Annotated in this window: 10 protein-coding genes; 8 read left to right on the forward strand and 2 right to left on the reverse strand. The window is 73.4% G+C overall.

Annotated features, from left to right (window positions below; genetic code table 11):
• Positions 1-21 precede the first annotated feature (21 nt).
• The 6 genes from AB0C27_RS12240 to AB0C27_RS12265 all read left to right on the forward strand — a co-directional run bounded on the left by AB0C27_RS12240 (position 22) and on the right by AB0C27_RS12265 (position 13818).
• Positions 22-2346, forward strand: a complete 2325-nt coding sequence (locus AB0C27_RS12240) for a hypothetical protein (RefSeq protein WP_357841843.1) — start codon at positions 22-24, stop codon at positions 2344-2346.
• 87 nt (positions 2347-2433) lie between these two features.
• Positions 2434-4569, forward strand: a complete 2136-nt coding sequence (locus AB0C27_RS12245) for a hypothetical protein (RefSeq protein WP_357841846.1) — start codon at positions 2434-2436, stop codon at positions 4567-4569.
• A gap of 111 nt (positions 4570-4680) precedes the next feature.
• Entirely contained in the window at positions 4681-8085 is a 3405-nt protein-coding gene (locus AB0C27_RS12250) for a phosphodiester glycosidase family protein (protein WP_357841848.1), read from the forward strand.
• Between the two features lie 216 nt (positions 8086-8301).
• Complete coding sequence (locus AB0C27_RS12255; RefSeq protein WP_357841850.1) at positions 8302-9453, forward strand: amidohydrolase family protein; 1152 nt, start codon at positions 8302-8304, stop codon at positions 9451-9453.
• A 100-nt stretch (positions 9454-9553) separates the two neighbouring features.
• Positions 9554-10837 (forward strand): M20 family metallopeptidase, encoded by a 1284-nt coding sequence (locus AB0C27_RS12260; protein ID WP_357841853.1) that lies wholly within the window; start codon positions 9554-9556, stop codon positions 10835-10837.
• A 62-nt stretch (positions 10838-10899) separates the two neighbouring features.
• Positions 10900-13818, forward strand: a complete 2919-nt coding sequence (locus tag AB0C27_RS12265) for a glycoside hydrolase family 2 TIM barrel-domain containing protein (RefSeq protein WP_357841856.1) — start codon at positions 10900-10902, stop codon at positions 13816-13818.
• A gap of 220 nt (positions 13819-14038) precedes the next feature.
• Here AB0C27_RS12265 and tuf read toward each other — a convergent pair whose 3' ends face one another.
• Positions 14039-15247 carry an elongation factor Tu gene (tuf, locus tag AB0C27_RS12270; protein ID WP_357841859.1) on the reverse strand — a complete coding sequence of 403 codons (1209 nt, stop codon included), beginning with the start codon at positions 15245-15247 and terminating at the stop codon, positions 14039-14041.
• Positions 15248-15476: 229 nt separating this feature from the next.
• Complete coding sequence (locus AB0C27_RS12275) at positions 15477-16772, reverse strand: UDP-glucose/GDP-mannose dehydrogenase family protein (protein WP_357841862.1); 1296 nt, start codon at positions 16770-16772, stop codon at positions 15477-15479.
• A gap of 302 nt (positions 16773-17074) precedes the next feature.
• On the opposite strand from AB0C27_RS12275, the gene AB0C27_RS12280 reads away from it, so the two are divergent.
• On the forward strand, positions 17075-18958 hold the full coding sequence (locus tag AB0C27_RS12280; RefSeq protein ID WP_357841865.1) for a S9 family peptidase: 1884 nt from the start codon (positions 17075-17077) through the stop codon (positions 18956-18958).
• Positions 18922-20232 (forward strand): serine hydrolase, encoded by a 1311-nt coding sequence (locus AB0C27_RS12285; RefSeq protein WP_357841867.1) that lies wholly within the window; start codon positions 18922-18924, stop codon positions 20230-20232. Before AB0C27_RS12280 ends, AB0C27_RS12285 begins: the two co-directional genes overlap by 37 nt.
• The last annotated feature ends 14 nt before the right edge of the window (positions 20233-20246 follow it).

Below are 20246 nucleotides of genomic sequence, written 5' to 3' on the forward strand. Positions count from 1 at the left end.
AGTAGACGGAATCATGGCCATGTGGATGGATTCATCGACCAGAGCTGTGGGGGCGTGACCGAACTACGGGTGCACGGCGTCTCCGGCACGCCCCCGGCCGGCATACTCAACCATCCCCACCCCCGCCTCGTCGCGGGCGACGGCACCACCGGGTTCTACCGGCGCTGGTGGCCGGGCGGGCGGCCGACCGGCGAGCACCCCGACGTGCCGGGCGTCCGCCACCGGGAGGCCTACGCCTGGGGCAACCTCACCTCGGGCGGCAGGACGATCGCGCTGTGGCTGCTCCTGCTGCCGTTCTCGCTGGCGAACCTGTCCTACTTCATGCTCCCCAGGCCCGCCGGCGGGAAGCGGCTGCGGCACGCCACCGAGGGGGCGCAGCGGCTGTTCGCCCTGCTGCTCACCGGCACCCTCGTCGGGGCCGTCACCCGGGCCGCGGTGGACCTCGTCGGCTGGCAGTGCACCGCCGCCGGGCGCGCCTGCACCCTCGCCACGGCGCCCGGCTGGATCGGCTGGCTCGGCACGCTGTGGGGTGCGGAGCCGTCCAAGCGGCTGGCGGTCGCCGCGCTCGTGCCGCTGCTGCTCGTCGTCCTGCTGTGGTGGATCGCCCGCCGCACCTGGCGCCGCGACGAGAACACCCCCGCACCGCCCGGCGCGCACGAGCCCTCGTCGGGTGAATCGTCTGACGTGCTGCTGGCCAGGCCGCGGTTGTGGCGGGGCGGCGCGCCGGTGTGGCGGCTGCGGGTGGTGCACGTGGCCTTCTCGCTCGCCTCCATCGGGGTGGCAGTGTCGGCGCCCTTCGTGGAGACGTTCCCCGGGCTAGCGCTGACGGTGGCCAACGCGGGCGTGCAACTGGCCGCCGCCGTGCTGGCCGTGCTGCCGTGGACCGCCAGGCGGGTGGACCCGCGCTCGGGGCGGCGGGCGCCGCGCTGGCTCACGCCGTCCGTCCGCCGGCTGCGGGTGACGGCGCCGCTGGTGTTCCTGGCCACGCTGGGGGCCGCCCTGGTGGGGCTGCCGGCGAGTTCCGCGGGGACGACGCTGTGGCGCCTGCCCGGCGTCGGCATTGGAACGTTCCAGTACGCGCTCACGCTCGCGCTCGGCCTGTTCATCCTGGTCTCCACGTGCCTGCTCGCCCGCCTGGACCGTCAGGCCCGCCGCCCCGCCCCTGACGGGCCCGCCACGTCCGGTGACTCGGCCGCGCCCGCCGATCCGGAGGGGCGGGAGGACGTGCCGGGGGAGCGGCCGGCCATGGGCGGGGTGGGTGCCTGGATCGTGCTGATGATCGCCGCAGGCGGCGCGAACGTGCTCGCGCTCGGCGTGCTCTTCTGCACGGCCGCGTTCTTCGGCGACCCCGCCATGACCGGCGGCCCGCGCCCGCCCGGCCGGCGGCTGTTCCTCGACGACCCCGTCTGGTGGACGGCCGCCCTGGTGCCGCTGATGGTTCTCGGGCTGGCCGCGGTGACCGTGGTGCTGTGGCTGATCCGGCGGGCCGAGGCCAGGCGGCTGGCGCCGGAGCTCAAGCCGTACTACCTCGAACGCGACGACGCCGAGGCCGTCGCGCGCACGTGGGCGCTGGCCTCGCTCACCGACCGCGCCGGCCTCGTGATGGGCGTGCTCACCGGCATCGGGGTCGCCGGATCCGCCGCCGTGGTCACGATCCACCAGCTACGGCTGTTCACCCCGGACGGCGGCCTCGCCGGACGGGCCGCCTCGTTCGGCGGCTGGGCCCTGGTGGCGCTCATCTCCGGGCTCGCGCTGCTCGGCCGCCGCACGTACCGCGACCCGCGTCTGCGCCGGACGGTCGGCGTGCTGTGGGACGTCGCCACGTTCTGGCCCCGCGCCATCCACCCGCTCGCGCCGCCCTGCTACACCGAGCGGGTCGTGCCCGAGCTGACGGCCAGGATCGGCACGCTCGCCGCCACGGAACGGGACCAGGTCGTGCTGTCGGGGCACAGCCAGGGCAGCGTGATCGCCGCCGCCGTGGTCCTGCAGCTCGATCCCGCGCTGCGCGGGCGCGTGCGGATGCTCACGCACGGCTCGCCGCTGCGCCGTCTCTACGCGCCCTTCTTCCCCGCCTACTTCGGCGAGCCTGGACCGAGGGCCGTACGCGAGGCCGTGACCTGGTGCAACCTGTACCGGCTGAGCGACCCGATCGGCGGAGCCGTCTTTCGCCGGGTCGATCCGCTCGCCGGCGGGCAGCGGGACGCGGTGGACCGGTTCTGCTGGGATCCGCCGCGTCCGGGACCCGGCGAGCCGCTGCCCGAGACGCGGTGGCACTCGGACTACTGGCTCGAACCCTCCTATGGCGAAGCCTTGAATCATCTGGTCACCGACAAACCCGCCGCGTGAGCGCACCGGACCGATAGGGTGGCCCGCGTTCCGAGTCGATCAGCCAGGTCCGGATGGGGGCTAACGGTGAGGTGGGTGCTGTTATTGGTGCTGTTTTCCCCGTTGTGGTGGTCGGCTCCGGCCGCCGCCGTCGCGGAGGGGAACACGCCCACGCGGGAGGTGCCCGCGAGGCAGGCCGATGCCGGGGGACGGGTGGCCTTCATCGGGGTGCCGGGACTGCTGTGGGACGACATCGACCCGCGTGACACGCCGCGCCTGTGGGAGCTGGCGGGGCAGAGCGCGCTCGGATCCCTGTCGGTCAAGGCCGTCGGCACCGTGACGTGCCCGTACGACGGGTGGCTCAGTGTGTCGGCGGGCGTGCGCTCGGCCGTCGGACACCGCTGCGGGCTGCCGCCCGAGCCGGTCGTCCAGGGCCAGGGCGCCCTCGTGCGCGAGGTCCCCGAGCTGCACGCCCTGCGTGACGGCGTCTTCGCGGGCACGCTCGGCTCCGCCGTGCACGCGGCGGGCAAGTGCACCGCCGCCGTGGGCAGGGGTGCCGCGCTGGTGCTCGCCGACCGGGAGGGCAAGGTCGACCTGTACGCCGCCGACCCGGCCGGCCTGGCCGACTGGTCGCGCTGCCAGGTGCTGGCCGTGGATGTGCCCGCGCTCATCGAGCCGTACCTGCGTGACGACCGGCTGCCGCAGGAGCCCGACGCCATCGCGCCCGAGCAGCGGCGCGAGCTGGCTCGCCGGGCCGACGCCCAGGTGGGCGCGGCACTCGACCGGCTGCCCGCCGGCACCGAGATCGTGCTGGCCGGCGTCGGCGACCACGGCTCCGTGCCGCACCTGCGGGTGACCATGTGGAAGCGCGCGGGCACGGAAGCGGTCTCCGGCGTGGCGGGCCCCGCCGTCGGGGCGAACTCCACCCGGCGCGGCGACATCGTCGTGCTGCCCGACATCACGCCCACCATCCTGAACGCCGCCGGCGTCGCGGTGCCGGACACCGTGCTCGGCGTGCCGTGGCGGCTCGGCGCGCCCACCACCCCTGCCGACCTGGCCAGGGACGACATGGCCGGGGTGACCGTACGCGGCATGACGGGCATTTTTTTCACCGCCTTCGCCACCGTCACCGTCGCCTTCTACGCGCTGGCCTACTTCCTGCTCACCCGGCGCAGGCGGCACGGCCTGATCGGCGCCGCCGCCATCGTGCTGGCCGCCATGCCGGTCTCCACGTACGCGGTCAACCTGCTGCCGTGGGACCGCAGCCCGTACGTGGTGGTGACCCTGGTCGGCGGCGTGCTGGGAGCCACGGCGCTGATCGCCGCCGTGGCGCTGCTCGGCCCGTGGCGGCGCGACCCGCTCGGGCCGCCCGCGACGGTGGCCGCGATCACCGCCGCGGTGCTCGTGTTCGACCTGCTGACCGGGACGACGCTGCAGTTCAACAGCCTCATGGGCTACACCGCCGTGGTCGGCGGGCGCTACTACGGCCTGGCCAACATCCCGTTCGCGCTGCTGTCCACCGCCGTGCTCATGGGCACCGCCATCGCCGCCCAGTACCTCGTGCGGGCCGGCCACATGCGGGCCGCCGTCGGCGGGGTGGTCACGCTGGGCGTGGTCGCGATGCTGCTGGCGGGCTGGCCGGGCGTGGGCAGCGACTTCGGCGGCGTGATCGCGTTCGTGCCGGGCATCGCCGTCACCGCGCTGCTCATCGCGGGCCGGAAGGTGTCGGTGTTGAAGCTGGCCGGGTTCTGCGTGCTGGGCGGGGTGGCGGTCTCGATCATCGCCGTGCTCGACTTCCTGCGGCCGCCCGCCGCGCAGACGCACCTGGGCCGGTTCGTCGGGCAGGTGATCGACGGGACGTTCCTGCCGATGATCGCGCGCAAGCTGGGCGCGATGCTGAACACCCTGCTCTCGCCCAACCTCATGCCGATCGTGCTGGCGGGGCTGGCGTTCCTGATCTTCGCGATCATGCGGCCGGACAAGATCAGCGCGGGCGTGGTGCCCAGGGCGTTCGCCAAGTGGCCGATGTTGCGGGCCGGGCTGGTCGGCGCGCTGGTCAGCGGCGTCGTGGGCATGCTGGTCAACGACTCGGGCACGGCCGTGCTGTCGATGGTGGTGGCCCTGGCCGTGCCGCTGGTGCTGCACGCGGGCGTGCGCACCCCGGACGAGGAGGGCGAACAGGAGGTCGTCGTCCCGGTGGAGGAGCCGGGGCGCCGCGACGACGTCCTCGCCGGCGAGGTCTGAGCGCTGGTACGGGCCGGGGTGAGGCGTCCCCGGCCCGTACAAGATCTGAAATTTTCTTTTAGTTCATGCTGAAGCCTTGAAAGTTATAACCGCGAGCGATTGAGTTCGGTCGTGCAGACCCTCCGATTGCTGGCCGCCGCCGCGCTCGTGTTAGGCCCCATGGCCCTCGTCGCGCCCGCACAGGCCGAACCCGCTCCCCCCGCAGAGGACGCGCTCGACGCGTCGTCCTACCCGGCGCCCTCCACGCTCCTCGCCCGGGCCGCCGCCGACCAGGCGCGGCTGGTGACGGACAAGAGGACCCGTCCGGTCGCGCCGGGCATCTCGCTCACCTCGTTCGACACCTACGACGCGCTCGGCTGGCTGCGCGCGGACGCCGTCACCGCCGAGCTCGGCGGCAAGCCGGGCGTCAAGGCCGACTACGTGTTCTCCGGCGAGGTGAGCAAGACCGAGCCGCTGTCCGGGCCGGCCAAGCGCTCGCGCGCCGTGGCCGCCGTCAACGGCGACTTCTTCGACATCAACAACTCCGGCGCCGCGCAGGGCATCGGCGTGCAGAACGGCGCGCTCATCCAGTCGCCGGTGGCCGGGCACGAGAACGCGGTGGCCGTCGGCGGCGACGGCGTCGGCCGCGTGCTGAAGATGTACTTCGAGGGCAGCGCCACCCCCTCCGGCGGCGCGCCGATCGCGCTCACCCAGTTCAACCAGATCGTGCAGAGCGGCGGCGTGGGGCTGTTCACGCCCCTATGGGGCTCCTACAACCGGGCCCGCGCCGTCGAGGGCGCCACGTCCGTCGCCGAGGTCGTGCTGGTGGACGGCGTCGTCACCGAGGTACGCGACTCCGCCGGCACCGGGGCCATCCCCGCAGGGACCACGATCCTGCTCGGCCGCGACGCCGGGGCCGCCGCGCTGTCCGCGCTGAAGGCCGGCGACCGGGTCGACGTGCGCTACCGGCCCAAGCCGTCGGCCGGCGGCGAGGTCAAGGCCGCCGTGGGCGGCAACTGGGTGCTGGTCAAGGACGGAGTCGTGCAGAACTCCACCGACCAGGCCGCGCACCCGCGTACCGCCGTCGGGTTCTCCGCCGACGGCAGGAAGATGTACCTGCTGACCGTGGACGGCCGCCAGGCCGACAGCCGCGGCGTCACGCTGAACGAGCTGGCCGCGATGATGACCGACCTCGGCGCCGCGAACGCGCTCAACCTCGACGGCGGCGGCTCCTCCACCATGCTGGCCCGCGAGCCGGGATCGGCCGACGTCCAGGTGGAGAACAGCCCCTCCGACGGCGGCGAGCGGCACGTCCCCAACGGCCTGGCGCTCTACGCGCCGGCGGGCAGCGGCAAGCTCAAGGGCTTCTGGCTGGAGACCGCGAGCGACCCGGCCAGGGCGCCCGGCGTCGGGCCGGTCGCGGGCGGGCGTCCCGACCGCGTCTTCCCCGGCCTCACCAGGCGGCTGCGCGCCGCCGGCTACGACGAGACGTACGGCCCCGCCGCCGGCACCCCGTCCTGGCGTTCGAACCCGGCCGTGCACGGCGTCGTGCGCGAGGGCAGGTTCCACGCCCTCGTGCCCGGCCAGACCACCGTCACCGCCGCGCGCGGCGGCGCCAAGGGCAGCATCGACCTGACCGTGCTGCAGCCGCTGGAGCGGCTCGGCGCCACCGCCGACCGGCTCGGCATCGCCGGCCAGGGGGAGACGGCCACGTTCGGCGTGGTCGGCTACGACCGCAACGGCAACTCCGCGCCCATCGAGCCCGCCGACCTCACACTCGACTACGACAAGAACGTGTTCGAGGTGACGGCCGCCGAGCAGGGCTACTTCACCGTGAAGGCCAAGGGCGCCACCGGCTCCGGGCTGATCACCGCCAAGGTCGGCAAGATGACCACGGCGGTGCCGGTGACGGTCGGGTTCGAGGACAAGCCGGTCGCCGACTTCGAGGACGCGGCCTCGTGGACGTTCGCCGCCGCCCGCGCCACCGGCAACCTGTCGGCCGCGCCGGGTCAGAGCGGTGGCGGGCTCAAGCTCTCCTACGACTTCTCCACCTCCACCGCCACCCGCGCCGCCTACGCCAGCCCGCCGCAGCAGATCGTGGTGGACGGGCAGCCGCAGGGATTCGGGCTGTGGATCAACTCCACCGGCAAGGGGGAGTGGCCGAGCCTGGAGTTCTACGACGGGCTCGGGCAGTCGCAGATCCTGCGCGGGCCGTACATGACGTGGACCGGCTGGAAGTTCGTCGAGTTCACCGTGCCGCCCGGCGTCACCTACCCGCTCAAGCTGCGCCGCTTCTACGTGGCCGAGACCAAGGCCGACGTGGCCTACACCAACGAGATCCTCATCGACGGCCTGGTGGCCAAGGTGCCGCCGTCGGTCGAGGCCCCGGCCGCGCCCAAGGTGGCCGACCCGGTGGTCGAGGCCGAGGTGGCGACGATGCCGTGGCGGTTCGCGGTCATGTCGGACGCCCAGTTCGTGGCCAGGGATCCGGACAGCGACCTCGTCAAGAACGCGCGCCGCACGCTGCGCGAGATCAAGGCGGCCAAGCCGGACTTCCTGCTGATCAACGGTGACCTGGTGGACGAGGCGTCGCCCGAGGACTTCGCGCTGGCGAAGCGGATCCTCGACGAAGAGCTCGGCGGAACGGTGAAATATCACTACATCCCGGGCAACCATGAGGTCATGGGCGGCAAGATCGACAACTTCCAGGCCGTCTTCGGCGACACGTACGGGACCTTCGACCACAAGGGCACCCGCTTCATCACCCTGGACACCTCCCGCCTCAACCTCAGGGGCGGCGGCTACGACCAGGTGGCCCTGCTGCGTGCCCAGCTCGACCAGGCGGCCGAGGACGCCTCGATCGGGTCGGTCACCGTCCTGTTCCACGTGCCGCCGCGCGACCCGACGCCCGGCAAGGGCAGCCAGCTCGGCGACCGCAAGGAGGCCGCGCTGGTCGAGGGCTGGCTGGCCGACTTCCAGCGCACCACCGGCAAGGGGGCGGCGTTCATCGGGGCGCACGTGGGCACCTTCCACGCCTCCCACGTGGACGCGGTGCCGTACTTCATCAACGGCAACTCCGGCAAGAACCCCGCCACCGCGCCCGACGACGGCGGGTTCACCGGCTGGTCGCTGTGGGGCGTGGACCCGGTGACCAGGGCCGAGGCCGAGCACGTCAAGCGCAACTGGTTCGCCGACGCGCCCGACTGGATCGGCACGCAGGTCCGCCCGCACGTGGACGAGCTCACGCTCACCGTCCCCGCCACGGTCGCGGTCGGCAAGCCCGCCACGGTGACGGCCTCGCTCGCGCAGGGCACGAGGACGGTGCCGGCCGCGTACCCGGTGTCGGCCGCCTGGTCCGGCTCGCCGAACCTGCACGTCGGCTCGCGCAAGACGGCCAAGCCCTGGCACGTGGCGGTGCTCGACCCGGACACGGGCACACTGACGGCACTGCGCGCCGGCCGGGTGACGGTGGCCGTCACGGTCAGCGGCGTCACCCGGCAGGCGACCGTGACGACGACCGCCAAGGCCGCCGCCTGAGCGCCGCCCGGTCTGCCTGACCCCCGCCCGGCTCCTGTCCGACCTCGCCGGACTCGGACAGGGGCTCGGGCGGGCCCGCACTTCCGGGCCCCATGGGACGGTCGCCGTCCCGTGGGGCCCTTCGTGCGTGCCGGGCCCGTGGGTGTGCGGGGGGCGGGTCGCGGGCAGGGGGCGAGGGTACGGGGTCGTGCGACCGCAGACGGGAGGGAGGCGCAGATGTCCGCTGAGCTCGATCTCGTGCCGGCCGCGCTCACCCAGGCCGTCGACGAGCTGCCCCTGGTGGACCACCACGTGCACGGGGCGACCGCGCACGACCTGTCGCGCACGGCGTTCGAGGAGCTGATCACCGAGTCCGACCGCCCGGTGCCGCACTGGATGACCCAGTTCGACTCCCAGCTCGGATTCGCCGTCCTGCGCCACTGCGCGCCCGTGCTCGGGCTCGATCCCTTCTGCACGCCGGAGGAGTACCTGGCCCGGCGCGCCAGGCTCGGGGCGGCCGAGGTCAACCGGCGGCTGCTCGGCGCCAGCGGGATCAGGCACTTCCTGGTCGAGACCGGCTACCGCGGCGACGAACTGCTCGGGCCCTCGGGGATGGCGGAGGCGAGCGGGGCGCCCGCCGACGAGGTGGTGCGGCTGGAACAGGTGGCCGAGCAGGTGGCCGCGACCGGGTGCACGGCGGACGCGTTCGCGGACCGGTTCGGGCGGGCCCTGGACGAACGCGCCCGTACGGCGCGCGGGCTCAAGAGCATCGCCGCCTACCGGTGCGGGCTCGACTTCGACCCCGCACCGCCCTCGCCGGTCGAGGTGGCCGAGGCCGCGGGGCGGTGGCTGTCGGGTGGCGGGCGGCTGAGCGATCCGGTGCTGGTGCGGCACCTGATCTGGGCCGGGCTGGAGCAGGGGCTGCCGCTGCAGTTCCACATCGGCTACGGCGATCCCGACGTGGACCTGCGGCGGGCCGACCCGCTGCTGCTGCGCGGGCTGATCGAACTGGCCGAGCCCACCGGGGTGCCCCTGGTGCTGCTGCACTGCTATCCGTACCAGCGGCATGCGGGGTTTCTGGCGCAGGCGTACCCGAACGTGTTCTTCGACGTCGGGCTCGGGGTGAGCTACACGGGGGCGCGCAGTGTGGCGCTGGTGGCGGAGAGCCTGGAGGTGGCGCCGTTCGCGAAGATCCTCTTCTCCTCCGACGCCTTCGGGCCCGCCGAGCTGCACCACCTGGGGGCGCTGCTGTGGCGGCGGGCGATGACGCGGGTGCTGGGCGGGTTCGTCGCGGACGGCGAGTGGTCGCTGGCGCAGGCGCTGCGGGTGGCCGGGATGGTGGGGTCGTCGAACGCGCGCCGTGTCTACGGGCTGGGATCCGGGGGATGAGAGAGGCGTTCGTGGGCCGGTGATTTTCGAGCGGGGGCAGTAAGTGAGTGCGAACGGCCGGAGGGCTGATTCGAGGGCTGATTCGGGGGCGGCGCTACGGGTGGCGTTGCGGGAGGCGCTGAGCCGGGAGCTGCCCGCCGCGGCGGCGTTGCGACGCGAGCTGCACGCCCTGCCCAGGGTGTCGGGCCAGGAGGAGCCCACGCTCAAGCGGGTGCTCGACGCGCTGCCGGAAGGAGCCGTGGAGCACGTGGCGGGCACGGGCGCGGTGCTGCGGATCGGTGGGGCGGGGCCGGCGGTGGGGATGCGCGGCGAACTGGACGCGCTGCCCATCGCCGAGCAGACGGGCGTGCGGTGGGCCTCGGTCAACAGCGCCATGCACGCCTGCGGCCACGACGTCCACCTCGCCGCCGTCGTCGCCCTGGCCCGCGCCGTCGCCGCGACCGGCGCCCGCGAGGCACAGGCCCGCGGTGCACACACCCTCGCGCCGTTGCTGGTCGTGTTGCAGCCGCGGGAGGAGACCTTTCCCTCAGGGGCGCTCGACGTCGTCGCGTCCGGGGTGCTCGGGCGGCACCGGGTGCATGCCATGATCGGCGCTCACGTGCAGCCGGTGCTGGCCGGGGGCACGATCGCCTGTGCGCCCGGGCCGGTGAACGCCTCGGCCGACGAGTTCAGGGTGACCGTCAGGGGAGCCGAGGGCCACGCCGCCTACCCGCATCTGATCCGAGACCCGGTGCTGGCCATGGCGCAGGTGATCGTGGCGGCGCAGCAGCTGGTCAGCAGGGTCGCCGACCCGATGGTGCCGACCGTGGTCACGTTCGGGACGGTGAACGCGGGCAGCACGCCCAACGCGGTCCCCGGCGAGGCGGTGGCCAGGGGCACGCTGCGGACGATGTCCCGCAAGTGGCGCGAGCGGCTGCACGAGCGGTTCGCCCAGGTGGTGGAGGACACCGCGCGCGCGTACGGGTGCGTGGCCGAGGTCGAGATCCTGCCCGGCGAGCCGATCCTGGTCAACGACCGGGCCTTGGCGGTGCGGGCGGGGGAGCGGCTGCGGGAGCAGGGGTGGACGGTGGACGACGAACTGCGCTCGTGCGGGGCCGACGACTTCGCGCGTTACGGCGAGGTGGCGCCGTCGCTGATGATGTTTGTGGGCGTGGACACCGCGGCCGGCCTGCACAGCCCCGGGTTCCTGCCGGACGACGACGCCGTGGGCGCGGTCGCCGAGGCCCTGCTGGCCGGCTACCTCGCCGCCTCGCCACCGGCCGTTGGCGGCCCGTCGCCGGGCACGTCGGGCACGTCGGGTGCGCGTAGGCCGTCGTCGGATGCCGGGGGCGTGTCGTCCTCCGGGGGCCGGACCAGCCGGGCCGCGGGCCCGTTCGAGGGATGATCCGTTACGGACGAAGACCTCAACGCTGACGAAACCAGGTCGAACCTCTAGGCTCGGCCGTGATGGACCTCGAAACTTTCTTCCCCGGTTCGGGCCGCCTCGAACCCCGGGCAGCCTTCCGTACAGACGCCCCTTCCCTCGATCTCAACGGGACGTGGCGCTTCCGCCTGTCGCCGACCGCGAACGTTCCCGAGGACTTCGCCGGGCCCGACTACGACGACTCGGGCTGGGACGACCTCCCCGTGCCGTCCCACTGGGTCCTGCACGGTCACGGCGCGCCCGCCTACACCAACGTCGTCTACCCGATCCCCGTGGACCCGCCGCGGGTCCCCGACGAGAACCCCACGGGCGACTACCGCCGCGCCTTCGACCTGCCCGAGGGCTGGACCGGCGGGCGGCTGCGGTTCGAGGGCGCGGAGTCCTTCGCCCGCGTCTGGCTCAACGGCCACGAACTGGGCTTCTCGACCGGCAGTCGGCTGCCCGTCGAGTACGACGCCGGCCCGTACCTGCGTCCGGGCCGCAACGTGCTGGCCGTGCGCGTGCACCAGTGGTCGGCCGCCACGTACCTGGAGGACCAGGACATGTGGTGGCTGCCCGGCATCTTCCGCGACGTCACGCTCACCCGCTCGGCCGCAGACGTCTTCGTGCGCGCGTCCTACCAGGACGGGCGCGGCACGCTGAGCTTCGACGGCCCCGGCACGCTGAGCGTCCCCGAACTCGGCGTCGAGAACCTCGAACCGGGCACCGAGATCACGCTCGACGTCCGCCCGTGGACGGCCGAGACCCCGCACCTGTACGACGCCGTGGTGACCTGCCCCGGCGAGACCGTACGGCTGCGCGTCGGCTTCCGCACCATCTCCATCGAGGACGGCGTGCTCCTGGCCAACGGCCGGCCGCTGCTGCTCAAGGGCGTCAACCGGCACGAGTTCCATCCGGAGCACGGGCGCGCAGTGCCGTACGAGACGATGCGCGAGGACGTGCTGCTGATGAAGCGGCACAACGTCAACGCGGTCAGGACCAGCCACTACCCGCCGCACCCCGACTTCCTCGACCTGTGCGACGAGCTGGGCCTGTGGGTGATCGACGAGTGCGACCTGGAGACGCACGGCTTCGGCGGGTTCGGCTGGCGCGGCAACCCCACCGACGACCCCCGCTACAAGGACGCCCTGCTCGACCGCATGCGCCGGATGGTCGAACGCGACAAGAACCACCCCAGCGTCATCATGTGGTCGCTCGGCAACGAGGCCGGCGTCGGCCGCAACCTGGCCGTCATGGCGGACTGGACGCGCGAGCGCGACCCGTCCAGGCCGCTGCACTACGAGGGCGACTGGACGTGCGCCCACACCGACGTCTACTCCCGCATGTACGCCTCCCACGCCGAGGTCGAGGCCATCGGCCGGCGCGAGGAGGACCCGCTCGACGATCCCGAGCTGGACGCGCGGCGGCGGCAAATGCCGTTCCTGCAGTGCGAGTACGCCCACGCCATGGGCAACGGGCCTGGCGGCCTGGCCGAGTACCAGGAGCTGTTCGAACGCTATCCGCGGCTGGCCGGCGGGTTCGTCTGGGAGTGGATCGACCACGGGCTGACGCATCCCGAGCACGGGTACGCCTACGGCGGCGACTACGGCGAGCCCGTGCACGACGGGAACTTCGTCATCGACGGGCTCGTGTTCCCCGACCGGACGCCGTCCCCCGGGCTGATCGACCTGAAGAAGGTGTTCGAACCGGTCACGTTCGAGTTCGGCGACGGGGTCGTGCGGGTCGTCAACGGTCACGGTTTCACCGATCTGTCCCATCTGCGGTTTGTGGCCACCGTGCAGGTCGAGGGGGAGACGGTCGCCGAGCACCGCCTCGACGTGCCCGCGCAGGGCGGCGAGTGCAAGCTGCCCGGCTTCCCGGACAGGCCCGGTGGCGAGCGGTGGCTGACCGTACGCGCCGAGCTGGCCGCGGACGAGCCGTGGGCGCCGGCCGGGCACGAGGTGGCCTGGGGACAGGCGCTGCTGACCCTGCACGATCCCGCCCCGAACGACCTCCTCACCGCCTTCACCCGCACCGCCACCGCGTCGGAGGCCACCGAACCGGCCGACGCCGTGCCGGCCGCCACTGTGCCGGCCGATGGAGTGCCGGCCGACGGAGTGGAAGCCGGCGACGGGCCGCGTGACGGCGTCGGACTCCGGTACGGCGGCGGCGCGGGCGCCCGGGACGAGGTGATCGCGGGCGACTCCGCGTTCGACGCGGCCACCGGGCGGCTCATTCGCCTCTTCGGGACGGACGTGGAGGGGCCCAGGCTCGACCTGTGGCGGGCCCCGACCGACAACGACCGGGCCGACGGCCTGGCGGACAAATGGCACCGTCTCGGCCTGCACCGGCTCACCCACCGGGTGGACGAGATCACCGTGGGCGAGGAGCTGACCGTGCGCACCCGGGTCGCCCCGGCGGCCACGAATCTGGGCATGCTGGCCACGTACCGGTGGACGTTCGACGGCGGCCTGCGGCTCGTCCTCGACATCGAGCCGGAAGGCGCCTGGCGCGACCCGGTCGCGCGGATCGGGGTGACGATGACGCTGCCCGGCGCCGCGGTGGACCGGGTGACGTGGTTCGGGCCGGGGCCGGGGGAGGCGTACCCGGACACGGGCATGTCGGCCCGGGTCGGCCGGTGGTCGGCCACGGTCGAGGAACTGCAGACGCCGTACGTCCGCCCGCAGGAGAACGGGCACCGCGCCGACGTGCGGTGGGCCGAGCTCGGCGGGGTCCGGGTGTCCGGCGAGCCCATGTTCGGGCTGACCGCGCGCCGCTGGAGCGCCGCCGAGCTGGCCGCCGCCCGGCACCGGCCCGACCTGGTGGCGGGGGACCGGCTCCACCTCCACCTCGACCTCGCCCACCAGGGCATCGGCACGGCCACCTGTGGCCCGCGCCCGCTGCCCGCCTACGACCTGATGGCCCGCCGCACCACCCTCCGCCTCCGCTTCGACCGGGCCTGAACGCCCGGCCCCCGCACGGAACGGAAGGAACCAGCGGGTCGCAAAGGGCGGGGCCCAGGCCCACGCCACACAGCAGGCCCGCGCCGCACGGCGCGGCTTGCGCCGTGACAGGCCGGGCCCGCGCCGGACATGAAGCGGCCGGGTCCCGAAGGACGGGACCCGGCCGTTGGCGGGTGGATGACCTGCCCTGGCGGAGGTCAGGCGACCTCCGCCGGGGGTGTCAGGCGACCTCCGCCGGAGCGGAGGGCCGGACGATCTCAGCCGGAGCGCTGAGGACGGTGCCGGCGCCGACCGTGAGGCCGCCCTCGCGGATCGCGAAGCCGAGCCCCGCCTCCAGCGCCACCGCCTTGCCCAGCTCGACCGCCACCTCCACCGTCTCGCCCGGACGGGCGAGGCTGTCGGCGGGCAGGACGAGCTCACCGGGCACGTCCGTCGTGCGCAGGTAGAACTGCGGCCGGTAACCGGACGCGATCGGCCGCCGCCGCCCGCCCTCCTCCGGCGTGAGGAGGTAGACGCGGGCGGTGAACGAGCCGAGGGCCCGCTGGCTGCCGGGCGCGGCCAGCACCATGCCCCTGCGCACCTGGTCCCTGCGGACCCCGCGCAGCAGCACGGCGGTGTTGTCGCCGGCCTCGCCCCGCTCCATCGTCTTGCCGAACGTCTCGACGCCCGTCACGACGGCGGAGAACCCGTCGCCGAACCCGACCGCCTCGACCGTGTCGCCGACCCGGACCGTGCCGCGCTCGATGGCGCCGGTGACGACCGTGCCGCGGCCGGTGACCGTCAGCACGTTCTCGACCGGCATCAGGAACGGCGCGTCCACGTACCGCACGGGCACGGGGATGTGCTCGTCCACCGCGCGCAGCAGCTCGTCGATCGACGCCGTCCAGACGGGGTCGCCCTCGAGAGCCCGCAGCCCGGACACTCGGACCATCGGGACGTCGCGGTAGCCGTGCTCGGCGAGCAGCTCCTGCAGCTCCAGCTCGACCAGGTCGATCAGCTCCGGGTCGGCGCCGTCGGCCTTGTTGACGGCCACGACCAGGTGCTCGACGCCGACCCGCTTGGCGAGCAGCACGTGCTCCCTGGTCTGCGGCATGATGCCGTCGTGCGCGGACACGACGAGGATCGCGCCGTCGAGCTGCGCCGCCCCCGTGATCATGTTCTTCACGTAGTCGGCGTGGCCCGGCATGTCCACGTGGGCGTAGTGCCTGGTGGCGGTCTCGTACTCGACGTGCGAGATGTTGATCGTGATCCCCCTGGAGGCCTCCTCCGGGGTGCGGTCGATCCGCTCGAACGGGGTGTACGTGGCCTGCCCGCGCGCGGCCAGCACCTTCGTGATGGCGGCGGTCAGCGTCGTCTTGCCGTGGTCGACGTGGCCCATGGTGCCGATGTTGAGATGCGGCTTGTTGCGTACGTAGGCCTGCTTGGCCATGGTTCCTTCCCTCAGGACCTGGAGTGTCGGCGTGACCCGTGTGAAGGGCCGGTCAACCTCTCCCCGCCGGGTCACGTGGACGTACGGGAAGAGGTCAGCGCTCCAGGCCGTCGCAGGCACGCCCGAGCGCGCCCGGCAGTGCGGGCGTCGCGAGGTGAGCGTGCTGGAACATGAGGAACATAGTGCGGCCTTCAGCACCGGGCCGCAACGGTTTATTCCAGCAGCCGGATCAGGGCCTTCCGACGCTCATGTACGTGTAGCCGAGCTCCCGCATCGCCGCCGGATCGAACAGGTTGCGGCCGTCGTAGAGGACCGGCCGGCGCATCACCGACGCCGCGCCCGCCCAGTCGACCTCTTTCAGCTGCGGCCACTCGGTGACCACGATCGCCGCGTCGGCCCCCTCCAGGGCCAGCTCCGGCGTCGGGTGCCGGGTCGTCGAGCTCCACGGCTCCACGGCGGCCGGGCGGGCCATCGGGTCCCAGCAGCGCACCTCGGCGCCCTCGGCCAGCAGCCGGGCGGCCAGCACCGTGCTGGGCGCCTCGCGCATGTCGTCGGTGCCGGGCTTGAACGTCAGCCCGAGCAGCGCCACCCGCATGCCCGCCAGCGTGCCCAGCTCGTCGTGGAGTTTCTGCACGGCGCGGCGCTTCTGCAGGTTGTTGACGTCGATGACGGCCGACAGGAGCTGCAGGTGGTAGCCGGTGTTGCTGGCGAGCTGGCGCAGCGCCTCGGAGTCCTTGGGGAAGCAGGAGCCGCCCCAGCCGATGCCGGGACGCAGGAAGTGGGGGCCGAGGCGGTGGTCGAGGCCGACAGCGCGGGCGACCTCCTCGACGTCGGCGCCGGTCTTCTCGCACAGGGTGGCGATCTCGTTGATGAAGCTGATCTTCGTGGCGAGCAGCGCGTTGGAGGCCAGCTTGACCATCTCGGCCGAGCGCACGTCCATCACCACGACCGGGCCTTCGACCCCCTCGTGCAGCTCGGCGATCAGGGCGGCGGTGGCCTCGTCGGCCGAGCCGATGACGATGCGATCGGGACGCAGGAAGTCGGTGACCGCCCGGCCCTCTGCGGTGAACTCGGGGTTGGCGGCGTAGCCGACGTGCGCCAGGCCCGCCGCGTCGAGCGCGGCCCGTACGCGCGCGCCCGTGCCCACCGGGACGGTGGACTTCACCACGACGGCCTTGAGGTGCGCCGCGCCCTCCAGCGACTTCACCACCGTCCACAGCCGGGACAGGTCCGCGTCGCCGGACGGCGAGGGCGGGGTGTCCACGCACACGTAGGCGATCTCGGCGCCGTCGAGCGTCTCGGCCAGGTCGAGGGTGAAGGTCAGGCGCTCCTTGTTCCTGGCGATCAGGTCGCCCAGGCCCGGCTCGTAGATGGGCACGTCGCCGGCGCGCAGCAGGGCGACCTTCTCCGGGTCGATGTCGCGGACGACCACCCGGTGGCCGAGCTCGGCCAGGCAGGCGCCGGTCACCAGACCGATGTATCCGGCGCCGAACACGGCGACGTGGCGTTCCGGCTTGCCGACCATGGCTGACCATCCATTCTCGCGGGCCACCTGAGCGGGCCCGCCGTTCGGGGGAAATTCGGGGAGATGCGGGGGGAGATGCGGGGGAGACGCGGGGCGAGATGCGGGGCGAGTGGTGCGGAAATCGGCGCGGGACCTTCACTTTTGACGTTGACCTCCACATTCTCCCCGACCGGCCGTCACCTCCTGTACACGAGCCCCTCCCCGGAGGTCCCCGCACCCGGTTGGCGGTGAGCACAACGGGGGCGGCCCTGTTCGTCGCGCACGCCGAAGCAGGGGGCGAAACGGTGGCCTACGGTTCGGATATGCCACGACTCGCCTTGGAGGACCTGCACCGTTTCGCCGTCCCGTCCGATCCCGCGCTGCGCCCCGACGGCGGCGCGGTCGCGTACACGCTGACGACCGTCGACCGGGACGCCGACGAGAACCGCTCGGAGATCTGGCTCGTCTCCTGCGACGACCCCGGCGCGCAGCCGCGCCGCCTGGCCACGGGCAGCTCGCCCCGCTGGTCGCCGGACGGCCGCACGCTCGCGTTCCTGCGCCCCGCCGACGGCGGCGCGGCGCAGCTCCACCTGCTGCCCATGGACGGCGGCGAGCCCAGAGCGCTCACCTCGAACGCGCTCGGCGCCGGGGCGGCGTGCTGGTCGCCGGACGGCTCCCGCATCGCCTACGCGGCCCCGACAGCGCCGGGCGGCGCCGCGCCCGACCCGAACGCCCCCGTCGTGGCCGACCGGCTCGACTACAAGGCCGACGGGGCAGGGCTGCTGCGCGGCATCACCACGCACCTGTTCGTGGTGGACGTCGACTCCGGCGAGCCCGCGCAGATCACCGAGGGCGACTTCCACGCCGGAGAGCCGTCGTGGTCGCCGGACGGCACCCGCCTGGCGTTCGTGGCGGACATGGAGCCCGACCGCGACCTGGACTTCGGCGGCGCGGTGTACGTGGTGCCGCCCGAGGGCGGCACGCCCGAGCGGCTGACCGACCCCGAGCTCGTCTGCGCGGGAGCGTGGTGGCTCGGCGGCAGACTGCTGATCGCCGGGCTGAAGGGGAAGATCGTCGGACATGTCCGGCTCTACACGCTGGACCCCGGCGGAGACGGCGGCGTGGCCGAGGTGGAGACGGGGCTCGACCGCAACGTCATGACCGGCTACCCCGGCTATCCCGGCGCCACCCCCGCGCTGCTCGGCGACGAGCTGATGTTCTGCGTCCGCGACCGCGGCTGCTCCCACCTCTACCTGGCTCCCGGGCGCCGGCTCGTGTCCGAGGAGGTGAGCGTGTTCGGGGCGAGCGTGGCCGCGGGGCGGATCGCGTACGTGGCCGCGGACCCGCGTACCGCGGGCGAGGTCTACGTGCTGACGCCCGACGGAGGCGAGCCACGCCGGCTCACCGGCCATGCCCTGGCCGGCGTGGAGCCGTACACGCCGGTCCGGCGCACGTTCACCGCCCCCGACGGCACCGAGGTCGAGGGTTTCGTCCTGCGCGACGAGAACGCCGCCACCCCTGGCCCGCTGCTGCTGGACGTGCACGGCGGCCCGCACAACGCCTGGGCCCCCGTGCTCGACGGCTTCCACCTCTACCACCACGCCCTGGCGGCGCGGGGCTGGACCGTGCTGGCGCTCAACCCGCGCGGCAGCGACGGCTACGGCGAGGCGTTCTACACCGCCGCCGTCGGCGCGTGGGGCCTTTCCGACACCCAGGACTTCCTGGCCGCGATCGACGACCTGGTGGCCGAGGGCGTCGCCGACCCCGAGCGGCTGGCCGTCACCGGCTACAGCTACGGCGGCTACATGACGTGCTGGCTGACCGGCGCCACCGACCGGTTCAAGGCGGCGATCGCCGGCGGCGCCGTCACCGACCTGGCCGTCGTGGGCGGCACCTCCGACGTGGGCCACCTGCTCACGACCCAGGAGGCCCCGGGCGACCTGGCCGCCCAGTCACCGTCGACCAGGGTGGGCGAGGTCACCGCGCCCACCCTCCTGCTGCACGGCGAGAACGACGACCGGTGCCCTGTCGGCCAGTCGGAGCTGTGGTTCGCCGCGCTGCGCGAGCGGCGGGTGCCCGTCAGGCTCGTGCGCTACCCGGGGGCCTCCCACCTGTTCATCCTGAACGGCCGGCCCTCACACCGCTATGACTACAACGAAAGGATCCTCGCGTGGCTGGAGCAATGGGTCAGCGGCTCCCCGAGCTGATCGCCGAGTACGAGGTGCCGGGCGCGGCGCTGGCGTACCTGCACGAGGGAGAACTGCACGAGTTCGCCGCCGGCACCCTGAACAAGGCCACCGGCGTCGACGTCACCCCCGACTCGCTCTTCCAGATCGGCTCGGTCACCAAGGTCTACACCACCACCCTGATCATGCAGCAGATCGAGCAGGGCCGGCTCACCCTCGACACGCCGGTGCTTGAAGTGCTGCCCGAGTTCAAGGTGGCCGACGCCGAGGTCACCAAGAAGGTGACGATCAGGCATCTGCTCACCCACACCAGCGGCATCGACGGCGACCTGTTCCTCGACACCGGGCGCGGCGACGACTGCGTGGAGAAGTACGTCGAAGCCTGCGCCGACCTGGCCCAGAACCACCCCCTGGGCGTCACCCAGTCCTACTGCAACTCCGGCTTCAGCATCGCCGGGCGCGTGCTGGAGAAGCTGACCGGCAAGCGCTGGGACGACGTGCTGCGCGAGGGCGTCTGCGAGCCGCTCGGCCTCACCCACACCTGGACCCTGCCCGAGGACGTGCTGCGCTTCCGCGCCGCCATGGGCCACGTGGACGGCGAGCCCGCCCCGGTGTGGGGGCTCATGCGCTCGGCGGGACCGGCGGGCCTGATCTGCGCCCGCCCCGCCGACGTGGTGGCCTTCGCCAGGGCCCACCTGGAGGGCGGCCTGCTGGAGAACCCGCAGGTCATGTGGGAGCCGCAGGTGGACATCCCCAACCCGTACGCGCTGGGCCGCCACTGGGGCGTGGGCTGGATCGTGGACGAGTGGAGCGGCCAGCGGGTCATCTCCCACGGGGGCAACACCATCGGCCAGCACGCGATGCTCTGGGCCGTGCCAGGCACCGGCACCATCGCCTGCGTCACCGTCAACGGCGGCCACTCCGGCGCGTTCACCCACCGGGTGGCGACCGAGCTGTTCGCCGAGCTCGACGGCCTCTCCGTGCCGGCCACGCTGGGCCCGCCCGAGACGCCGGTCGAGGTGGACGCCTCCCGCTACGTGGGCCGTTACGAGCGCGCGGGGGCCATCCTCGACGTGTCGCTGCGTGAGGGCAGGCCGTGGTTGCGGTTGGAGGCCACGGGCGCGCTGGCCGCGCTGGAGAAGCCGCAGGAGTTCGAGCTCGTGCCGGTCGACGACACGACGTTCGTGCTCAAGTCGCCCGAGGACCCGTCCTGGCTGTCCGCGGTCTTCTACGAGCTGCCCGACGGCTCCCCGTACGTGCACCTCGGCGCCCGCGCGACGCCGAAGACCGGCTGAGGCGGCCGCCCGCG

Source organism: Nonomuraea sp. NPDC048882 (assembly GCF_040649755.1).
Classification (GTDB): Bacteria; Actinomycetota; Actinomycetes; order Streptosporangiales; family Streptosporangiaceae; genus Nonomuraea; species Nonomuraea maheshkhaliensis.